At 60.4% G+C, this 19,324-nt stretch carries 19 protein-coding genes; 13 read left to right on the top strand and 6 right to left on the bottom strand.

The window, feature by feature from the left end:
• Nucleotides 1-807: 807 nt before the first annotated feature.
• The 13 genes from P3T16_RS21915 (at nt 808) to P3T16_RS21855 (ending at nt 13,808) form a co-directional block, all read left to right on the top strand.
• Nucleotides 808-987 (top strand): Flp family type IVb pilin, encoded by a 180-nt coding sequence (locus tag P3T16_RS21915; protein WP_429343831.1) that lies wholly within the window; start codon nt 808-810, stop codon nt 985-987.
• Between the two features lie 92 nt (nt 988-1,079).
• Nucleotides 1,080-1,613 carry an A24 family peptidase gene (locus tag P3T16_RS21910; RefSeq protein WP_429257434.1) on the top strand — a complete coding sequence of 178 codons (534 nt, stop codon included), beginning with the start codon at nt 1,080-1,082 and terminating at the stop codon, nt 1,611-1,613.
• A 203-nt stretch (nt 1,614-1,816) separates the two neighbouring features.
• Complete coding sequence (locus tag P3T16_RS21905; protein ID WP_429343830.1) at nt 1,817-3,235, top strand: ATP-binding protein; 1,419 nt, start codon at nt 1,817-1,819, stop codon at nt 3,233-3,235.
• A 55-nt stretch (nt 3,236-3,290) separates the two neighbouring features.
• On the top strand, nt 3,291-4,118 hold the full coding sequence (gene cpaB / locus P3T16_RS21900; RefSeq protein ID WP_429257436.1) for a Flp pilus assembly protein CpaB: 828 nt from the start codon (nt 3,291-3,293) through the stop codon (nt 4,116-4,118).
• Nucleotides 4,119-4,190: 72 nt separating this feature from the next.
• Nucleotides 4,191-6,269 (top strand): pilus assembly protein N-terminal domain-containing protein, encoded by a 2,079-nt coding sequence (locus tag P3T16_RS21895; protein WP_429343829.1) that lies wholly within the window; start codon nt 4,191-4,193, stop codon nt 6,267-6,269.
• A gap of 35 nt (nt 6,270-6,304) precedes the next feature.
• A complete protein-coding gene (locus P3T16_RS21890; RefSeq protein WP_429257438.1) occupies nt 6,305-6,598 on the top strand; it encodes a hypothetical protein in 294 nt (97 codons plus the stop codon).
• 36 nt (nt 6,599-6,634) lie between these two features.
• Nucleotides 6,635-7,843, top strand: coding sequence for an AAA family ATPase (locus P3T16_RS21885; RefSeq protein ID WP_429257439.1), 1,209 nt, complete (start codon nt 6,635-6,637; stop codon nt 7,841-7,843).
• Nucleotides 7,844-7,855: 12 nt separating this feature from the next.
• Nucleotides 7,856-9,232 carry a CpaF family protein gene (locus P3T16_RS21880; protein WP_429343828.1) on the top strand — a complete coding sequence of 459 codons (1,377 nt, stop codon included), beginning with the start codon at nt 7,856-7,858 and terminating at the stop codon, nt 9,230-9,232.
• Nucleotides 9,233-9,262: 30 nt separating this feature from the next.
• Nucleotides 9,263-10,240: a type II secretion system F family protein gene (locus P3T16_RS21875; RefSeq protein ID WP_429257441.1), complete on the top strand. Its 978-nt coding sequence runs from the start codon at nt 9,263-9,265 to the stop codon at nt 10,238-10,240.
• A gap of 51 nt (nt 10,241-10,291) precedes the next feature.
• A complete protein-coding gene (locus P3T16_RS21870) occupies nt 10,292-11,266 on the top strand; it encodes a type II secretion system F family protein (protein ID WP_429343827.1) in 975 nt (324 codons plus the stop codon).
• A 58-nt stretch (nt 11,267-11,324) separates the two neighbouring features.
• Nucleotides 11,325-11,819: a TadE/TadG family type IV pilus assembly protein gene (locus P3T16_RS21865; protein ID WP_429257443.1), complete on the top strand. Its 495-nt coding sequence runs from the start codon at nt 11,325-11,327 to the stop codon at nt 11,817-11,819.
• A gap of 1 nt (nt 11,820) precedes the next feature.
• Entirely contained in the window at nt 11,821-12,453 is a 633-nt protein-coding gene (locus P3T16_RS21860) for a TadE/TadG family type IV pilus assembly protein (RefSeq protein ID WP_429343826.1), read from the top strand.
• Between the two features lie 23 nt (nt 12,454-12,476).
• Complete coding sequence (locus P3T16_RS21855) at nt 12,477-13,808, top strand: vWA domain-containing protein (protein WP_429343825.1); 1,332 nt, start codon at nt 12,477-12,479, stop codon at nt 13,806-13,808.
• A 48-nt stretch (nt 13,809-13,856) separates the two neighbouring features.
• On the opposite strand, the gene P3T16_RS21850 is transcribed toward P3T16_RS21855, so the two are convergent.
• The 6 genes from P3T16_RS21850 to P3T16_RS21825 all read right to left on the bottom strand — a co-directional run bounded on the left by P3T16_RS21850 (nt 13,857) and on the right by P3T16_RS21825 (nt 18,899).
• Nucleotides 13,857-14,888, bottom strand: coding sequence for a class I fructose-bisphosphate aldolase (locus P3T16_RS21850; protein ID WP_429343824.1), 1,032 nt, complete (start codon nt 14,886-14,888; stop codon nt 13,857-13,859).
• Nucleotides 14,889-14,984: 96 nt separating this feature from the next.
• Nucleotides 14,985-15,404, bottom strand: a complete 420-nt coding sequence (locus P3T16_RS21845) for a secondary thiamine-phosphate synthase enzyme YjbQ (RefSeq protein ID WP_429343823.1) — start codon at nt 15,402-15,404, stop codon at nt 14,985-14,987.
• A gap of 63 nt (nt 15,405-15,467) precedes the next feature.
• Nucleotides 15,468-15,974: a M48 metallopeptidase family protein gene (locus tag P3T16_RS21840; RefSeq protein ID WP_429257537.1), complete on the bottom strand. Its 507-nt coding sequence runs from the start codon at nt 15,972-15,974 to the stop codon at nt 15,468-15,470.
• A gap of 274 nt (nt 15,975-16,248) precedes the next feature.
• Nucleotides 16,249-17,028 (bottom strand): ABC transporter ATP-binding protein, encoded by a 780-nt coding sequence (locus tag P3T16_RS21835; protein ID WP_429343822.1) that lies wholly within the window; start codon nt 17,026-17,028, stop codon nt 16,249-16,251.
• The gene (locus P3T16_RS21830; RefSeq protein ID WP_429343821.1) at nt 17,025-17,891 is read right to left on the bottom strand and encodes an ABC transporter permease; all 867 of its coding nucleotides are present in this window, start codon (nt 17,889-17,891) and stop codon (nt 17,025-17,027) included. Before P3T16_RS21830 ends, P3T16_RS21835 begins: the two co-directional genes overlap by 4 nt.
• A gap of 63 nt (nt 17,892-17,954) precedes the next feature.
• Nucleotides 17,955-18,899 (bottom strand): aliphatic sulfonate ABC transporter substrate-binding protein, encoded by a 945-nt coding sequence (locus P3T16_RS21825; protein ID WP_429343923.1) that lies wholly within the window; start codon nt 18,897-18,899, stop codon nt 17,955-17,957.
• Nucleotides 18,900-19,324: the final 425 nt, after the last annotated feature.

The following is a 19,324-nucleotide window of genomic DNA, read 5'->3' as shown; positions in this document are numbered from 1 at the left end:
GGGCGTATCTCCCGGTCTGCCAGGGCGTGCCGCGCGATATTGACGGAACGCGTGAGCGTGCCGCGGAGCAAGGCTGCATGCGCATCCTGGGCCGGCGCACAAAGTGCTTCGAGATTCTCCAGCGATCGACTGATCCCCGTCGAAAGCAGCGCGCGTGGAGAGCCGAACGTTTCGTCATTGAATGCACGCGTTGAGCAAACGCCCTGCAAGGTCTCAACTTTGCGACAGCTTTTTCATACACGTCTTGCGTCGAAGTGAATCTCCTTGACGCGTTGTCCTTGCATGGTGATCTGGCCGGAAAGCCGCGCCAGCGAATGATCTTCACGCATCGTGAGGTCTGCGGACGGCGCTATGAACGACGTTTTTCAGCGCTCGCCTGAACACAAAACCATGTAACGGACTCGCAACGATGCCGCTTCCGCGCGCCTCTCGCGACGCGCCAGATTTTCGTCGGCCTCAGGATACATAAGGCTTTGCATGTGCATGGCACACGCGTTGCGTATGGGACCCGGAAACAGATTCGCCGCGACCGCAAAGAGGAGACCAGACCTTGCGAACGCGACACAGAACTTCAGCATTGCAAGCGGCAGGAAGCCTCGAGCAGATGCAGAAGAGCGGCAAAGCCTGATCGTGATGACACGATGAGCAATACGAACGAATGAGGTTCGCTTCGGACGTCGGTTGTTTGGAGTGTCGAAACGACGAGGTTAGGCCAGAGTTTCGCCCATGCCGGGCGTTTTAATTCCGCACCTTCCCTTGATGGATGCGGACCGTCGAGCAGTCGACTTTTCTCTTACGGGGGTTAGCATGAAGAGCACGATCCAACAATTTCTGCGTGATGAAGAAGGTGTAGCCGCCATCGAATATGCGCTGCTCGCTGGTCTGATTGCAGTCGGCATCATCGTCGCGGCCACTGCGGTCGGGGCAGACATCTCCGGCATCTTCACCCGCATTGGCACCAAGCTGAACGGTATCGCTGTGAACTGATCAGGGCGCCAACCCGGGTCACCCGCTCTGTCTCGCGGGTCATCGGCGAGACAGAGTGGAATCCGCTTCAACTTGAGTCAGTGAGGTTTCCGATGAATGGCGTTCCATTTCCGATTGGACCTTGCGTGGTTGCGCTGGTTGTTACAGCAGCCGTATGGGACTGGAATACACGACGTATTCCGAACTGGCTGGTCGGAGCCGCGTTGATTGTCGCACTGCCTGTGCAGTGGATGCTTCACGGCGCGTTGGGCGGCGTTCAGACATGGCTTCTGGGTTGTCTCGCCGGTGGCCTGTTTTTTTTGCCCGGATATCTGTTGCGTGCGGTGGGCGCGGGCGACGTCAAGCTGACAGCCGCGATCGGCGCGTTTTGTGGCGCGGCTTGTGTCTTTCAGATCGCCCTGGTCGCATGTGTGATCGGCGCTGTGTGGGCATTGGTATCGCTGATACAGCGCAGACGGGCAAGGGCAGGACTGACGAATGCGCTTTCGATGCTGTTCGTCATGGCAGGCGGATTTCGTGAAGCAGCACGACATGGCCAGAATTTTCGCGAACAGTCAGCTGGACGGCTGCCGTATGGCGTAGTCATCGCCATCAGCACAGTAGGTGTGCTTCTGACAAGCGCTTGACCTGCGCGAATCAGGAATCGACGAAGCGATGAAGCAGTAGCGGAGCAGCAACAGAATTGCAGTAATGCAGCTGGACCGATCAAAGGACCGCGTCTCCGCAGAGAGGCGCAGGTTGGCCGGCAGGTCACGCCCACGCATCCGCGCGGGCAGAACCTGGCTGGAATGAGCCTTCATGAAATGGAGGCCATATACGGGGAAGCACGATGAATAAAGCGCTGGACTGGAGCGACATTGCGCTCCGTGACACCTCTGTGCGTCGTGATGAAGCCGACGCAGCCGGTTCCGCGCCGACCGGAGTTTGCGCCGCGCGTCGTGCTCCGCAAACGGTCGAACAGAGCGGGCTCGACCTGCACTTTCTGGCCGAACTGGCCGCAAAGGCCGCCGCCGTCGAGGGTAAGATCAACCTCGCGCAGCTGGTGGAGCGCCTCAAGCTGCCGATCCCCGTGCTCAATGAAGTCACCGGTTTCATGATCCGCGAACGGGTGCTCGAAGTGACGCATCGCGGCGCCGCCGACTTCGATGTCCAGTTCCAGCTCACCGAAGAGGGACGTGTTCGTGCGATTGGTTTTCTCGCCAAATGCGCATACATCGGCCCGGCACCCGTTTCGCTCGAAGCGTATACAGAGGCGATCGGACTTCAGTCGGTCAATCTCGTACGTATCTCGCGCTCGTTCGCACGCACGGCGCTTGCGGGCATCAAGCTCAACGACGAGATGATCGACGATGTGGGCGGCGCGATGAATTCCGGCCGCCCGATTTTGCTGTATGGCCCCGCAGGTGGTGGCAAGACCTACATCGCCGAATGCCTGGCAAAGCTGCTGCCTGGCCATATCGACGTGCCGTACGCATTGCTGATCGACCGCTCGATCGTGCAGATTTTCGATCCGCTGATCCATCAGTCCGTCGATGCCGAAGACGGCAGTCTTCTCGCCGCGCTGCCGGATCGTCGCTGGCAACGTTGCCGCCGTCCGGTCGTGATGGCGGGCGGTGAACTCACGCTCGACATGCTCGAATTGCACTACGACGCTGGCACCGGCTTTTATCAGGCACCGGGCCATATGAAGGCCAACAACGGCCTCTATATCGTCGACGATCTGGGCCGTCAGCGTGTCGCGCCGCAGGATCTGCTCAACCGCTGGATCGTGCCGCTTGGGCGTGGAAGCGAAACGCTCACACTGCAAAACGGAGCGCGTTTCACGCTGCCTTTCGATGTGCGTCTTGCGTTTTCGAGCAATCTCACACCCGATCAGCTTGGCGACGAAGCGTTCCTGCGCCGGCTCGGCTGCAAGCTCTTCGTCGGTCCGCTCGCTCAGGACGAGTACCGCGAACTCTACGACAACCAGTGCGCGTTATTAGGCGTGCAGTCTGGCGTCGAAGCGTTTGATTACCTGATCAACCATCTGCATCTGCCGGGACGCCGACCGTTGCTTGCGTGTTATCCGCGCGATCTGTTGAGTCTCGTCGTTGCGCAGGCGAGCTATCGCGAGGAAGCGGCAGTGGCCACACCCGAAACCTTGCGGCGTGCCTGGAGCAGCTATTTTGCCAACACCGGCGGCCCTGATTCCGTCACAGCAAAGCCGGCCCATTCGGGCGAAGTGATCCGACGACTCGCTACGGCCTGAAGCAGGCAATTCACCCAGAAGGTCGCCATCCGGTGGCCGGTAGCAGGAGACTGAAATGAAGAACTCGCGCGCTGTATTCATGTTGCTGATTGCCACGGCGGCGGGTCTGGCCGCTGTCGTATTCGGCTCGCGCTGGATGGTGTCACAGGCGTCGAATGCCACAACCCATGTGGTCGTGGCGGCGTCCGACATCAATCTGGCACAGCGCGTGACGCCCGATATGCTGAAGGTCGTCGACTGGCCATCGAACGCGATGCCGCCCGGTTCGTTCGCCGATCCGCAGAAGCTCGACGGACGTGTGCTTAAGGAAAGCGCGCTGAAAGGTGAACCAATCCTCGAATCGAAGCTGTCGCCAGCCGGTACGCTGGGTGGTCTGTCGGCGGTGATCAACGAAGGCAAACGGGCGATCACGGTTCGTGTGAACGACGTGATCGGCGTAGCGGGCTTCGCGCTGCCGGGCAATTACGTAGACATCATCGTCAACACGCAGAAAGATGCGGGCGTTTCGCGTGACCAGAACATCTCGAAGATCGTGCTCGAAAAAATTCTCGTGCTGGCTGTGGCACAGGAAGTCGGACGTGACGAGACGAAGCCGAAGGTGGTGGATGCCGTCACGCTAGAAGTAACGCCGGGCCAGGCAGAGACCATCGACCTTGCGCGCAGCATCGGAACGCTGTCGCTTGTGTTGCGTAACCAGGTCGATCCACAGGCATTGCCGACGGCGGGTGCAACACGCGCTTCACTGTTGCAGACCCCGGTAGTTGTCGCCGCGCCGGCATCTGAACCGCAGGCGCCGCGTGTCATCAGGCGCGTCGCCGCACGCGCGCCGACTAACTGCGTGCGGGTGATCACCGGCACTGAGACAGGACAGGAATGCTTCTGACCGGCATCGCCGGCATGCAATACCTACAACACAAAGTTGTTCATATATAGCAGCAGCTGACGGGGGAAGGACATGAACGCGAAATCAGGGTGTCCGGCGCGGGCGCCGCATCGGCGCGCGACGAAACGGGGAGCGGGTAGGTCGCGCTTTGCACTGACGACCATGCTGGGCGCGATCGGACTGTTCCTTTGGGTGCTGCCTTCCGCCGAGGCTGAAAGCACCCGGCAGACCGCAACTGCCATCGGCACCGTGCAGCCTGCAGTGCAGGCGCAACCGCAGGCGCTCGCGTCGAACGCACCGCTGACGGTCGCGGCAAATGGACCGATCCGTCTCACGATCGGCGGCGGCGACGACTCGCAGGCTGCCGCTGCCGCTGCGAAAAACAGCAAGGGACCGAACTGTTCCGGTCCGGTTGGCGAACACAGCACCGTGGTCGTGCCGCTCGGCAAGTCGACGATGGTGAATCTGCGTGAGCCGGTCCGCGAGCGTACGGTCGGAAATCCGTCGGTCGTGCAGGCGATGCTCGTCTCGCCGCAGACGCTTTATCTGCTGGGCTCCGATATCGGCACGACCAATATGATTGTGCAAGGCAAGAGCGGTTCGTGCAGCGTGATCGATGTGATTGTGGGTACCGACCCAGCTGGACTGCAAACGACGCTCGCCTCGTTGATGCCCGAAGAAACCGGCATCCAGGTCAAGGCAGCGGGCGACGCGCTCGTACTGACGGGCGTTGTCACCGACGCAGCGAAGGCGGAACGCATCGTTGAACTGGCGCGTGCGTTCGTGCAGCGTCCGAATATCGCAATCCCGCAGCCCAACGCCCGCGCCGGCTCGGCGCCGCCCGCAGCAGCAGGTGCGGTGATCGAAAAGTCCGAACGCATCATCAACATGCTGCAGGTCGCGGCGCCGCAACAGGTGATGCTCGAGGTGAAGGTCGCTGAAGTGTCGAAGACGCTGATCGATCAACTGGGCGCGCAGACCAACCTGAATGGCGGAATCGGCAGCTGGTCCTTCGGGTTGCTCGCGAATTTCCTGTCGGGCGGACTTGCCGCGATAACCGGGTCGAAAGCGAACAATTCGCCGCTGAGCGTGCAGATCGATGCGCAAAAGACTGACCAGCTGGTGAAGATTCTCGCCGAACCGAACCTGATTGCAATCAGCGGGCAGGAAGCAAGCTTCCTTGCGGGTGGCAAGGTTTTCATTCCGGTTCCGCAAAGCAATACCACGAGCGGCCTGACGGTCGTCCTTCAGGAAGAGCAGTTCGGCGTGGGTCTCACCTTCACGCCAACCGTGATGGAAGGCGGTCGCATCAACCTGAAGGTGGCGCCGGAAGTGTCAGAGCTCTCGCCGACCGGTGTGGCGGTCAGCGCGGGCAACGCGAACTTCACGTCGATCCTGCCGGTGATCACCACACGCCGCGCGTCGACCACGTTGCAGGTGTTTGACGGACAAAGCTTTGCAATCGGGGGGCTGCTCAGGAACAACGTGACGGGCACGATCAAGGGACTGCCTGGCGTCGGCGAACTGCCTGTGCTTGGCGCTCTGTTCCGCAGCACGAGCTATCAGGAAGACAAGACTGAGCTGGTGTTCGTCGTGACGCCGCGCCTCGCGAAGCCGTTGCCGAAGAATTACCCGATGCCGACCGACAGCTTCGGCAAGGTCAACGAAGCCGCAGTCCTCGCGACCGGAAGCATGGAGGGCAGCAAGCCGGCTGCACCGGTAGCACCCGCTTCGGCTACTCCAGCTACGAACGGCGCAACCCCGACGGGCCCCGTAGTGAACATCCCGCCCGCTGCACGCCCTGTCACCGCACCGCCCGCCACACCGGGTTCGACGCAGGCGCCCGGGCCGGATGCGACGGCCCCGGCGAACCCGGTCTCGTCGAGCGGCAAGCCGCTCGCGCTCGACGAACCACGTGTGGCGCCGGTGCATACCGCGCAGGTCAGCGTGACGCCGCTACCAGGGCCCTCTGTCACGGCGTCGGGTAGTCCCGCGACCACGACGCCGGATCCCGGTGCGCCAGACTCTGGATCGCGACTGGGGACCGCGTCGCCACCGGCTCCAGCACTTGCTTCCGGGACGCTTGATCCACCGGACACCACCCTGGCCCAAACCGTACCGGTCGCAACGCAGATCAGCACGACGCAATGATTCGAATCCGCCAGGCGGATTCATCGGAGAAGAACATGAACACGATCCAGTACTCGATCCGCCTCGCGCTGTGCGTCGGCGTATGCGCGGCGCTCACGGGCTGCCTGAGTTCGACACCGGAATGGGATAAGACCTTTGGTAGCTCCGTCACGCAGATCCGGGCAATGCAGACGCTCAACCCGATGGCCTCGGAAAACGACGATCCCGTTGCCGGAATCGACGGGCGCGCGGCGGTGTCCGCGCAATCCAACTATGCGAAGTCGTTCATCGCGCCGACACCGCACACTAACGTGTTCACGATCGGTGTCGGCAACGGCAGCACCAACTAGTTTCTGAAGCACGTACACGTGGCAGTGGAGATACACATGATCGACATCCTTTTGATTGCGTCCAACGAAGAGCATGCGCGTGACGTGACGGCGTTGCTCGCGACGAGCGAGGTGCGGCATCGTCTGCGTACGGAACGGGGCGCCGCAAAGCAGTTGCCGCGCTACGCCGAACAGATCAAAAAGACCGATTTGCTGATCGTCGCGGATACGGCACTGGCCATATCCGATCTCGCTGCGATCGGAGAAGCGATCGGGCATGCGCCTCAGCTCAGTTGCATGCTGGTGGCATCGGCGCTGTCGACGGAGATGTTGATGGCGGCCATGCGCGCCGGCGTGAGACACGTGCTGTCGTGGCCGATCGACGCGCAGGAATTCGCACAGGAACTGTCGCACGTCGCCGGCAAGAAGACCTCGAGCACACGCCGCGATGGACGCGTGATGTCGTTCACGTCAGGCAGGGGCGGTTCGGGCACGACGCTGATTGCCGCGAATCTCGCCTACGCGTTTGCTGCTGCACGTGACAAGCGCGTGCTGCTCGTCGATCTGAATCAGCAGTTTTCGGACGCAAGTCTGCTCGTCACCGAGAAGAAGCCGCCTGCGACCATCGCGGATCTCTTCGCACAGATTGAACGGCTGGATGCGGCGTACTTCGACGCCTGCGTGTCGCACGTGCACTCGAACCTCGACGTGCTGGCCGGTGCAGGTGACCCGGTCAAGGCCGCGGACATGCGCGCGTCGCACCTCGAACGCGTGCTGACGCTGGTTCGCGACCAGTACGACGCGGTGATCTTCGACATCGGCCAGACCATCAATCCGCTCGCGCTTCATGCGCTTGATCAGAGTGAAGCGATCTGTGTGGTCGCGCAGCAGACCATCCCGCACCTGCACGCAGGGCGAAAGCTGCTGGATATGCTCGGGGCCCTCGGATATTCCACGAGCAAGATGCATCTGCTTGTGAACCAGTACGAAAAAGGCGCACAGGTCGACCTCGCGGCGATTGAAGAGGCGCTGGGCGTGAAGCCCGTTCATCTGTTGCCGCGCGACGAAAAAAGCGCCCGGCAGGCGGTGAATCAAGGCGTGCCGCTGCTCGAAAGCGCGAAGGGATCCTCGCTCACAAAGAGCCTCGGCGCGCTTGCCGGATTGTTGTGGCCGCAACCAGCGGCGCCGTCGAGACGGGTGTTCGGGCGCTTCCTCGCGCCGAAGCAGAACAGCCTGCAGCAACTCAAACCAGTCATTGATCGATAACCGGAGAGCAGCATGTCATTGCGCGAACAACTCCTGATGCAAAGCGATCTGGCGGTGGCTGAAGCCCCGGCCTCGAGCGCTGCTTCGTCACCCGGTGACGTGAAGGCAGCGCGCCAGGCATATCAGCAGCTCAAAATGAACATCCACCAGACGATCATCGAAAGGGTGGAACTGGACAAACTGCAACGGCTCACGCCTGATCAGGTGAAGCGTGAACTGGCACAACTCGTCGAGCGCATCGTCGACGAAGACAAGGTGCCGATGAACGAGTTCGAGCGCAAGCGTCTCGTGCAGGACGTGCAGGACGAGATGCTCGGCCTCGGACCGCTCGAACCGTTGCTGAATGATCCGACTGTATCCGACATTCTCGTCAACACGTCGCAGCATGTGTATGTCGAACGGCGCGGCAAGCTGGAACACACCGACGTCACATTCTATGACGACGCCCACCTGATGAAGGTGATCGAGCGCATCGTTTCGCGCGTGGGACGTCGTATCGACGAATCGACGCCAATGGTCGATGCGCGACTGCCGGACGGCTCACGCGTGAACGCGATCATTCCGCCGTCCGCAATCGACGGACCACTTGTTTCGATCCGGCGTTTTTCCGTGAATCCGCTCACGGTCAACGACATGCTCAACAACCAGAGCTTTACGCCTGCGATGGCGCAAGTGCTCGAAGCGCTGATCAAGTCCAAGCTCAACGTGCTGATCTCGGGCGGTACGGGCAGCGGCAAGACCACATTGCTGAATCTGCTTTCAGGTTTCATTCCTGCCGACGAGCGGATTGTGACGATCGAGGACGCGGCAGAGCTTCAACTGCGTCAGCAGCACGTACTGCGGCTCGAAACGCGGCCACCGAACATCGAAGGAAAGGGCGAGATTTCGCAGCGGGCGCTCGTGCGTAACGCGCTACGGATGCGCCCGGATCGCGTCGTGCTCGGCGAAGTGCGTGGCGGCGAGGCCCTCGACATGCTGCACGCGATGAACACTGGCCATGAAGGATCGATGGCGACGTTGCACGCGAACACGCCGCGCGACGCATTGACACGCCTTGAAAACATGGTGTCGATGGCAGGTCTCACGATGCCCGTTAAAGCGATGCGTCAGCAGATTGCCTCGGCCATTTCCGTTGTGGTGCAGGCATCGCGACTGACCGATGGTCGGCGCAAGCTGATGAGCATTCAGGAAATTACCGGCATGGAGGGTGATGTCATCAACATGCAGGAGATCTTCACGTTCAAGAGAACGGGCGTCGATGAAGACGGCCGGATCAAGGGCCATTTTTGCGCGACCGGTGTGCGCCCCAGGTTCTGTGAGCGCTTGACCGCGTTTGGCATCACGCTTCCCGACAACATCTTCGATCCGGCGCGGCGCTTCGAGGTATGAGCGCGGATCCGACGCTTTGAGGAGTCAGGCATGAATACGTCGTTTCTGGGTTTCGTCGTGCTGCTGTTCGTCGCGACTGTATTGATGATCGAAGGTCTGTACTTCTTCTGGCACAGCCGCCACGGTGCGTCCGTCAAGCGCATGAAGCAGCGTGTGCGCGCCGCCGCGCCGGGCGGCAACGCCAGCGACGAACAGCTGTCGATCCTCAAGCGCCGTACTTTGAGTGATTCGCCGATGCTGCTGGGCATCCTGAGAATGGTGCCGCGCGTCAATACGCTGGACAGGTTGTTGCAACAGTCCGGTAGCACATGGTCGGTTGGGCGTTTTTTGGGCTATTCGGCCGTCCTTTCCGTGTGCGGTGTGGCTGTTGGCATCGTGCTGCATCAGGGCGTGATCGTTCTGCTGGTACTGGGATGCGTGTGCGCATTGCTGCCGCTCTTAATCGTGCGTCGCAAACGCAGCAAACGCACTGCCGTTCTCGAACAGCAACTTCCCGAGGCGGCCGATCTCGTCGCTCGTGCGTTGCGTGCGGGGCACTCGTTCACCAGTGCGCTCGGAATGGTGGGCGATGAAATGCCGCAACCGCTTGGCGCTGAATTCAAGCTGGCGTTCGACGAGATCAACTTCGGGGTCTCGATGAACGACGCGCTGCTCAACATGGTGAACCGGGTGCCGGTTGACGACCTGCGGTACTTCGTGATTGCGGTGCTGATCCAGCGCGAAGCGGGCGGCAATCTCGCAGAGATTCTCGGCAATATCAGTTCGATCATCCGTGAGCGACTGAAGCTGCTCGGCAAGGTGCGGGTCCTGTCCGCCGAAGGGCGGCTCTCTGCCTGGATTCTGAGTCTGCTGCCGTTCGTCCTGGCGGGGGTGATATCGCTGATCAGCCCCAAGCTGATGAGCATCCTGTGGACGGACCCCGGAGGTATCCAGCTAGCCGGCGTGGCGTGTGTCTGCATGCTGTTCGGCATCTTGTGGACCCGCAGCATCGTGCGGATCCGCGTTTGAACGATGTTTTGTCAACGAGAAAATGAATGAGGGCGGGGCAACCCGGCAATCATGAGAATTGACCAGATCGCGATGCTGACATTGCTGTTTCTGATCGTGTTCGGTGCGGCGCTCAAGGCAATGAGCCTTCTGCGCCCAGATCCCCTGGAGCGGCGCATCAACGAGATTGGTGTGGTATCTGGCATCAGCGGTGGAGCCGGCGCGGGGACTGCTGACCCGCAGCCGGAGGAAGCTGGAAAATGGGTAGAGAAGGTTGCGCAGGTGTCTTCGCGCGTCGCAAAGTTCTCGCTGCCGGGCGAAGACTGGAATCGTTCGCTGTTACGCGTTCGCTTTCTGAATGCCGGTCTGCGCGGAGAGTCCGCACCCGCCATCTATTTCGCATCGAAGACCGTGCTGGCGCTTGGGCTGCCATTCGTCGTCATGGTTCTTATCGCGGGCCATTTCCACGACATGCCGCGACCCTATCTGCTGCTCGCGTTGCTTTCTGCGTCCGCCTTGGGTTTTTATCTGCCCAACGGCGTGCTTGCACGGCTGGTCGATCACCGCAAGCGTGCGCTCTTCGAGGACCTTCCCGACGCCGTCGATCTGATGACCGTATGCGTCGAAGCGGGTCTCGGCTTCGATGCTGCGCTAGGGCGAGTCACGGAGGAGATCGGCATGAAGAGCCTTGCACTGCGTGATGAGCTGGAACTCGTGCTGCTCGAACTGCGCGCCGGGTCAGGACGCGACAAGGCGTTGCGCAATTTCGCGAGCCGAACCGGCGTCGAAGATATTGACACGCTGACGACGATGCTCATCCAGGCCGACCGGTTTGGCACCAGCGTCGGCGATTCGCTGCGCGTGTACACCGACAACCTGCGCACGAAGCGGCGTCTGCGTGCAGAAGAGAAGGCGGCGAAGATCGCATTGAAGCTGCTGTTTCCGCTGATTTTCTTCATTTTCCCGACGTTGATCATCGTGCTGCTCGGTCCCGCCATCATTCAGGCCGGACACGTTCTGGTGCCGGCGATGAAAGGCATCAGTTGATGACGTCGATGGGATGCGAAGTAGCCGGGACGCTGCATCGAGGCAAGGGGAGATCGAGATGAGATCACGGAATTTTCTGCGAACGTCGCGGGGGCAGCGAGGCGTCAGCACGATCGAATTCGCGCTCGTGGCGCCGATCCTGTTCCTGCTCCTCTTCGTGGCAATCGACCTGGCATCGCTGCTCTGGGTGAACCTGACGATGCAGTACGCGGTGCGTGAAGGTGCGCGCTATGCGGTTACTGGACAGTCCAACCTCGACCCGGCCGCGTCGAACCAGCAGCGCTATCTCGCGATCATTCAGGAAATCAAGGACAGTTCGATGGGGCTATATGCGCTAGTCAACCCGAGCTACACGATCACCATCAACGGGCAGACGAAGAACTACGGCGCGCAGGGCACTTACTCGAGTTCCATGTTTGGTAATCCGGGCGACATCATCGTGCTGCAGATCAACTGCAGGTGGCCCTTGATGACGCCACTCGCGCAACCGTTCTTCGCCGGCGGAAGCTATTCCTTCAGCGTCGCGGCGACGATGCGCAACGAGGGCTTCTGAAATGAAATCCAGAGCATTCGCAGGGAGACGTCGCGCATCGCGGGGTATCGTCGCCATCGAAATGGCGATGCTGATGCCACTTGTTATCGCACTCACGCTACCCGTCTTTGACTTCGCCCGTAACATTCAGGCGCAGATGATTCTCACGAACATAAGCCGCGAAGGCGCCAATCTTGCGTCGCGCGCGCTGTCGACGTTTCCTGTGCAGACGATCATGTCTTCCCTCACGGCCACGGCGCCGCCGCTCAATATGGCGTCGAACGGGATGATCTACATCACGGTGATCGTTGGTAATAGCAATTGCGACGCGAACGGAAACCATTGCTCGGGCGTTGTCACTGCGCAATACGAGTGGACAGGCGGCAACTATCATCCGGCAAGCAAGCTCTGGAATTGCGGATCGAACGGTTCAGGCTGGGCGCAGGACGGCAGCGGAAACTGCAATAACGTGCCGCCGCTCGGCGCAAATTCGCCGCCGGTGAACCTGCTGCAAGGACAGTTGTGGGACGGACAGGTGGTCTACGTCGTCGAATCGTTTTATCTACAGCAACCTTTCATAGGTGCGCTGAATCTTGGCTTTGGCATTAACACGCCGGCGCTTTCTCCGAATCTGTACGCCATGACGGCCTTTTGAATGAACGCGACAGGGGCGACGCGATGAACTTATCCAGAAAGCGCCAGCAAGGCTCGATCAGCATGCTTGTCGTGATTTCGCTGATCGCCGTGATTGCCGTACTCGGTCTCGCAATAGATTCGGGATTTGGTTATGTGATTCGTACCCGGCTCGACGCTGCAGCGGACGGCGCCGCACTTGCGGCGGGCCATGCGGTGACGCGTGGAAACACCCAGTCCGAGCAGACGGCCAATGCGCAACAGGCAGCCACCGCGTTTTTCGCGGCGAACTATCCTGCGAGATTTCTGGGTTCGACGGCGACGATGACGACACCGTCCATTGCGTTCAATGCCGGAACCGTGACCATCGATGTGCAGGCGCAAGCGCAGGTTCCGGTCAGTATCATGCAGTTGTTCGGCTTCCAGCTGCTACGTGTGTCGACGCACTCGCAAACCATCCGCAAGGACCTGGACATGGCATTTATCATCGACGTGACGCAGTCGATGACCACTACGCCAGGTGAACCGGCTGCCGTGCGTGCTAACGCCGTGTCGTTCCTGAATAACTTTGACATTACGAACGATCGTGTAGCGTTGATGCACTTTGCGTACGGCACGGTAGTGGATGTACCCTACAAAGCGGACAGTTCGCGTGGCTTCGATCGAGTGGGTATGACGACGGCCATCAATAAATTCGCCTTTGCCGGTAGCACCAATTCATCCGAGGCGTTCTGGCAGGCACGTAACCAGATGAACAACCTGCTTAACCCGTCGAGCCTCCGGGTGATCGTATTCTTCTCCGATGGTGCGCCGAACAGCTTCGCGTCGCAGTTCCAGAACAACGTTGCCGCATGCGATGGTGCGATGGGAACCGTCGCGAGCGGGGACGCGTTGACGGGCCCGCCAACTGGTCTCTATCGGGCTGACCAGATCAGTCAGAAGTCAAACGGTTGCTATGTCAGTAACGTCTCGAATAATTTCATCAAGCAGCTTCCCGCGTTTTATAACGCGCATGACCCCAATGACCAGACCTACCCGATCATTACCAACAGTCCACGGGCGGTGACAAAAGCGCCTACTTACCAAAATATCAACCGCGCGTCGCGCAATCTGCTTGAGGCGATGGCGGAAAATGCGCGCGCGAACAAGATATTTGTGTTTACGCTGGGTCTCGGTTTGCAATTGACACGGCCAGCTGGTCCAGACAAGGAGTTTGGTGAGGACGTACTCAAATGCATGGCCAACACGCCGGACGCGCCTGCGCGGTGCTACAACTCGCAGCAGCCGGTTGGCGTGTATTGCCACGCTGCAACGGCTGCCGACCTGAAGCCTTGCTATTCCCAACTGGCTTCGGCGATTCTGCGCATTGCGCAATGAGGCATTCGCGGTTGGCATACGTCGCAACGTGGCGAGGCGTTGAAGGTATCAACCCTCCCCACGCTCCATCCCCACCTCATACCGCCCAAAACAAGCCTCACTATTCAACCTGGCCCGCTTCAGCAAAACCTTCTGCGCAACAGCAGCATTAGCCGCCAACCCCTTCCACGCCTGAAGCGGCGGCTCCTGCAACGCTCGCCCGTAAGAAAAGCTCAAACCCCAGGGCAAAACTCCGAGCCGGTTCATCGCATCAAGATTCGCAGTGGCCTGCTCAGGCGTCTGCCCACCAGACAGAAAAACCACCCCCGGCACCGCAGCAGGCACTGTCCGTTTAAGAACCCGCACGGTCTGCCGCGCGACATCCTCAACGGTCGCCTGCGCACCCGCTCCAGCTTCCGAACCCGCAATAACCATACTCGGCTTAAGCACCATATGCTCAAGCACAACCTTATGCCGATGCAGTGCGTGAAAAACCTCATGCAACACAGCCTCGGTGACTTCAAAAGAACGCGCGATCGTATGATTGCCATCCATCAGCACTTCGGGCTCGACGATCGGCACAATGCCCGCTTCCTGGCAGATTGCCGCATAGCAGGCGAGGGCATCTGCATTGGCCTCGATAGCAAGCCGGCTCGGCAGCGTCGGCGAGATGTTGTACACCGCGCGCCACTTCGCAAAGCGTGCGCCTTGTTTCTTATATCCAGCCAGGCGTCCCGCAAGCCCATCGAGCCCTTGCGTAATCTCATTGCCAGGCGCGTGCGCAAGCGGGATTTTGCCAAGATCCACCTTGATGCCCGGCACGATGCCTTGTGAAACTGCCAGCTCAGGCAGTGGTGTGCCCTTGTCGGAACGCTGCCCCAGCGTTTCCTCATACAGGATCACACCGCTGACAAATTCTCCAAGACCGGGCGTCGACAGCAGCAGGTCGCGCCACGCGCGCCTGTATTCTTCGTTTGACTCGATGCCGATGGTCTTGAAGCGTTTCGCGATCGTCGGTCCGCTCTCGTCGGCGGCCAGCAATCCTTTGCCCGGTTGAACCATTGCATCGACGGTGTTCTGAAGCTCGCTTGCAGTGCTCATCGCGTATCCCTCCCTGACGACGGTGTGGATCGAATCACGTGTGCAGCATACTCCCAGCCGGTGATGTTCGACGCTGAACGCGCCTCACACCTGGCGTCACTCGCCGATCAGATGCAGCACAATATGGCGCGGCGGCGCCTCGCGACGATGCTCGAACAGATAGAGCCCCTGCCATGTGCCGAGCACCATCTGCCCACGCTCGACAGGCACGGACAGCTGTACCTGCGTCAGCGAGGTCCGCAGATGCGCGGGCATGTCGTCCGCGCCTTCGGCATCATGCTCGTAACGTGTGGGGTCTTCGGGCGCTATCGTGGCGAAATATCTTTCCAGATCGCGCCGCACGGAAGGATCGGCATTCTCCTGAATCAGCAGCGAAGCCGACGTATGACGGCAAAAGATCGTCAATACGCCCGTCTGGATCCGCTGCTCGCTGACAAAGCCGCGCACCTGCGACGTGAACTCCACGAGCCCGCGTGCCGGCGCTTCAACTGTGAGGTGACGGATTGCCTGTCGCATGAGACATGTCTCCGCTCAAAGAGATGTTTTACACGCACAGCCTGGAAGAGGCACGCTTATCCCTCAGTCAGATTGCGCGCGCGTGAGATCGCGATGCGTCAGATAAAGGCGCAGATCGAATTCTGTCTGGTGGTACCCCGGCTGCATGAACTCGCAAAGGCGGTAAAACGCCTTGTTATGGTCACTTTCTTTCAGATGGGCGAGTTCGTGCACGACGATCATGCGCAGGAATTCCGGCGCCGTGTCCCTGAACAGCGAGGCGATGCGAATTTCCTTCTTCGTCTTCAGTTTGCTGCCCTGTACACGTGAAATCGTCGTGTGCAGACCCAGCGCGTGACGCAGCACGTCGAGCTTGCTGTCGTAGATGACCTTGTCGATCTGCGGCCCGTTGCGGATGAATTCGCGCTTCAGGTCCGCGCAATAGTCGTACAGCGCGCGGTCGGTCTGCACAGCGTGTTTGCGCGGATACCGGTCTTCCAGATACGCGCCAAGCTGCTGTTCGGCGATGAGCCGGCGCACCTTGTCCTGGAGCGTCGTCGGATAGGCGCTCAGGTATTTCAGATTCTGCATGACGGGCGGCGTTTCGGTCGAATGGTTATCAGTATTGTACCGATTCGACCTGAGCATGCAGGGTGTCAGACGTTGGCCGATCGCGATGAGCTTGTGTTCCCGCTTCAGTTGCGCTGCAAGCACGGTCGGCGCAAACATCATGCCCCGGCCTTCGCGCGCAAATGCCACGGTCAACGCGCCATCGTCGAACTCTCCTGAAACAGCAACACGTTAGCGGCCCGTGCAACGCCAGGCGTGATGATTAAACAGCAACGGACTTAAAACCCGCCGTTCGCTATGCATGAAGCGGAACCGCAGCGTGATCGAGACCGTCGAGCAGATCGGCGCGTACCTCCGCTAACGATACGTTGCGTCGATCCCGCGGACGCGGCGCGTCCACCACGACCTCGCGCGAAATGCGACCGGCGCCCGATTTGCCCGAGGCGGTCATCAGCAGCACGCGATCGGACAGGTATAGCGATTCATCCAGATCGTGCGTGACGAGAAGTGCCGCCGTGCGATGCGTCTGCGTGATCGACAGCAGAAGGTCCTGAAGACGGTTTCGGGTCATGGCGTCAACGGCGCTAAACGGCTCGTCGAGCAGCAGCAGATCAGGTTGCGGAAAGAGTCCACGCGCAATCGCAACGCGCTGCGCCATGCCGCCGGAAAGCTGCTTCGGCAACACACGGCCAGTTGCGGCGAGGCCGACTTCCGCGAGCAGTTCGCGCACACGCGGATCGTTTCCCTGCCGCGGGCCCGCGGAAAACGCGACGTTGTCGGCGACCGTCAGCCACGGCAACAGACGCGGCTCCTGAAAGATCACGCCGATGCCCGACGACGGCCCTCGCTGCGCAGCGCCATCGAGTAAAACATCGCCATGGAAGTCGCGATCGAGTCCGGCCAGCACGCGCAATAGTGTGCTCTTGCCACAACCGCTGGGACCAACGAGGCTGACGATTTCGCCGCGTCCGATCGACAGCGACACACGTTCCAGAATCGCTCGTTCGTCGTAGCGTTTGCTGATCGCACGGACATCGAGCAGCGGCGGGAAAGAAGAGAGTGAGGCAGTCTTCATGTCTCTCTTGCGGTGCGAGAGGTTGAAGCTGAGGCCGTATCGCGCCACGACAGCACGTGGGCTTCAATTGCCTTCAGGATGCTGTCGCTGAGTTTGCCCAGCAACGCAAGCAGCAGGATCGCGCCGAACACGAGATCGGGGCGACCCGTTTCGCGTCCGTCGCTTAGCAGATAGCCAAGGCCGCGCGTGGCGGCAATCAGTTCGGCGGCCACCATGAACATCCACGCAAGGCTCAAGCCGGTGCGCAGACCCGTGAAAATCTGCGGCAGTGATGCCGGCAACAGGATTCGCGTAAAAAGTGCACGCTGGCCTAGCCGGTTGACTTTGCCGACCTCGACCAGTTTTCTGTCGACGCCGCGAATACCCGCCACTACGCTCAGATGCACCGGAAAAAAAGCACCGATTGCAACGAGCGTGATTTTCGGCGATTCGTCGATGCCCATCCACAGCAGCAGAACGGGCACCCACGCAAGCGACGGAATCGCGCGCAGCGCCTGAAACGATGGATCAAGCAACGCATCGAGCCGACGGCTCAAACCCATCGCCGCACCGACCAGCAGTGCCAGCGCGGCGCCAATGCCAAAGCCAGCAAACACGCGCAGGCTGCTCGCGCCGATATGCCGGCCGAGACGCGCGCCGCCCAGATTCCACAAGGTTTCGGCAATGGTGCCAGGTGCGGGAACAAGATGCTCCGGCACGATGTGCATGCGCACCAGTGCTTCGATCAGCCCCAGAAAAGCGAGGGGCAGGATCAGACCAGCGATGCGCCAGCCCTTCAGCCGGTTCGATGAAGGCGAGCGCGCGGCACGCTCCGGATTGGCGGAGCGCGAATCGTGAATCGCGAGTGAGTTGTCAGCAGACATATCAATTCCGTGCAGAACCTGGTCGCTATCGGTAGAGAAGCGTCGATTCGGCGGATCCGTAGTTCACTTGCCGCTGTTCGCTGCGATGATCGGCTGAGCCGGCTTCGCATCGATGAGCGCTTCGATGACCTGGTTCAGATCCGTGCCTGGTTTCACGAGTTGCTCCTGCGTGAGAATCGGCGCAGCGGCCTTGAGTGCCGCAAGCTGTTGCGGTCCCGGCTGCGGATGGCTGAAATCGTTGCGGCTCAGTTGCAGCTTCGCGACCGGCAGCGACAGTTTCGATTCTTCGGAGATGATCTTTGCCGTTTCGTCCGGATGCGCGGCGATCCACAGACGCGCCTTCTCATATACCTTCAGCACATGCGCGAGCGTGTCGGGATGCGCGCTGATGAAGTCCTCGCGCGCATTCAGGAAGCCCCATGTGTTGAAATCGACGTTGCGGTACAAAAGACGCGCGCCGTCGTCGACTTCAGCGGCCGCCATGTGCGGATCGAGCCCAGCCCATGCGTCGACCTGACCATTGGCGAGCGCGGTACGACCATCCGGATGTTGCAGGTTCACGATCTGCACGTCGTCACGCGCAAGGCCGGCGGTGTGCAGCGCGCGCAGCGTGAACAGGAACGGGTCGGTGCCGTTGGTCGCGGCGATTTTCTTGCCCTTAAGCTGCGCGACCGTTTTGATCGGCGAATCCTTGCGCACGACCAGCGCGGTCCATTCCGGACGCGAGAAAATATAGACAGCGTGAATCGGATTGCCGTTCGCTTTCGCCAGCACAGCGGCGAGACCAGCGGTCGAGCCGATATCGATTGCGCCGCTGTTCAGGTATTCGAGCGCGCGGTTGCTGCCGAGGCTCAACACCCATTTGACCTGCGTGTGATCGGGCGCGAGTTCTTCCTCGAGCCAGCCGTTGCGCCTGATCACCAGACTTTCCGGCGAGTAATACGCGTAATCGAGCTTCAGCTCAGCGGGTGGTGCAGCTTGCGCAGCGACGGGCGTGAACGAAACCATCGCGGTTGCCGCAAGTGCGGCAAAGCCCGCGCTATATCTGCTCGAACGTCGGAAAGGGCGAAACAGCGTTCCCCGGAGAAATGTCATTGGTCGATCCTCGTGCTGATTTTGTAGGGTCGACCAATGTAGCCCGCGGCTGCGTCGCTGCGAACCAATAAAAGCTCACAACCAAAGCAGGCCGCGCTCTTAGGGGGCGCCACCCATGCGCGTAGCTGTCGGCAACCTTCAAATATAGACACACACGTCATGGCGCGGAAATGATCTTTCGCGAGAAGCAATCCGCGCACGACGTGAACTGCGTTTAACGGTTTCGGGTCTATGTGAATCGATTTTCGTTCGATATCGATTGGCGAAATGCTTCGTTGTTCCTCATGGACGTGCCTGTTTTCATGTCTGGACACTGATCCAGACCACATCTGTTCACC

Source organism: Paraburkholderia sp. GAS42 (assembly GCF_050436565.1).
GTDB lineage: Bacteria > Pseudomonadota > Gammaproteobacteria > Burkholderiales > Burkholderiaceae > Paraburkholderia.
Note: the sequence above shows the minus strand (reverse complement) of the source record. Positions and strands in the feature narration are given on the sequence as shown.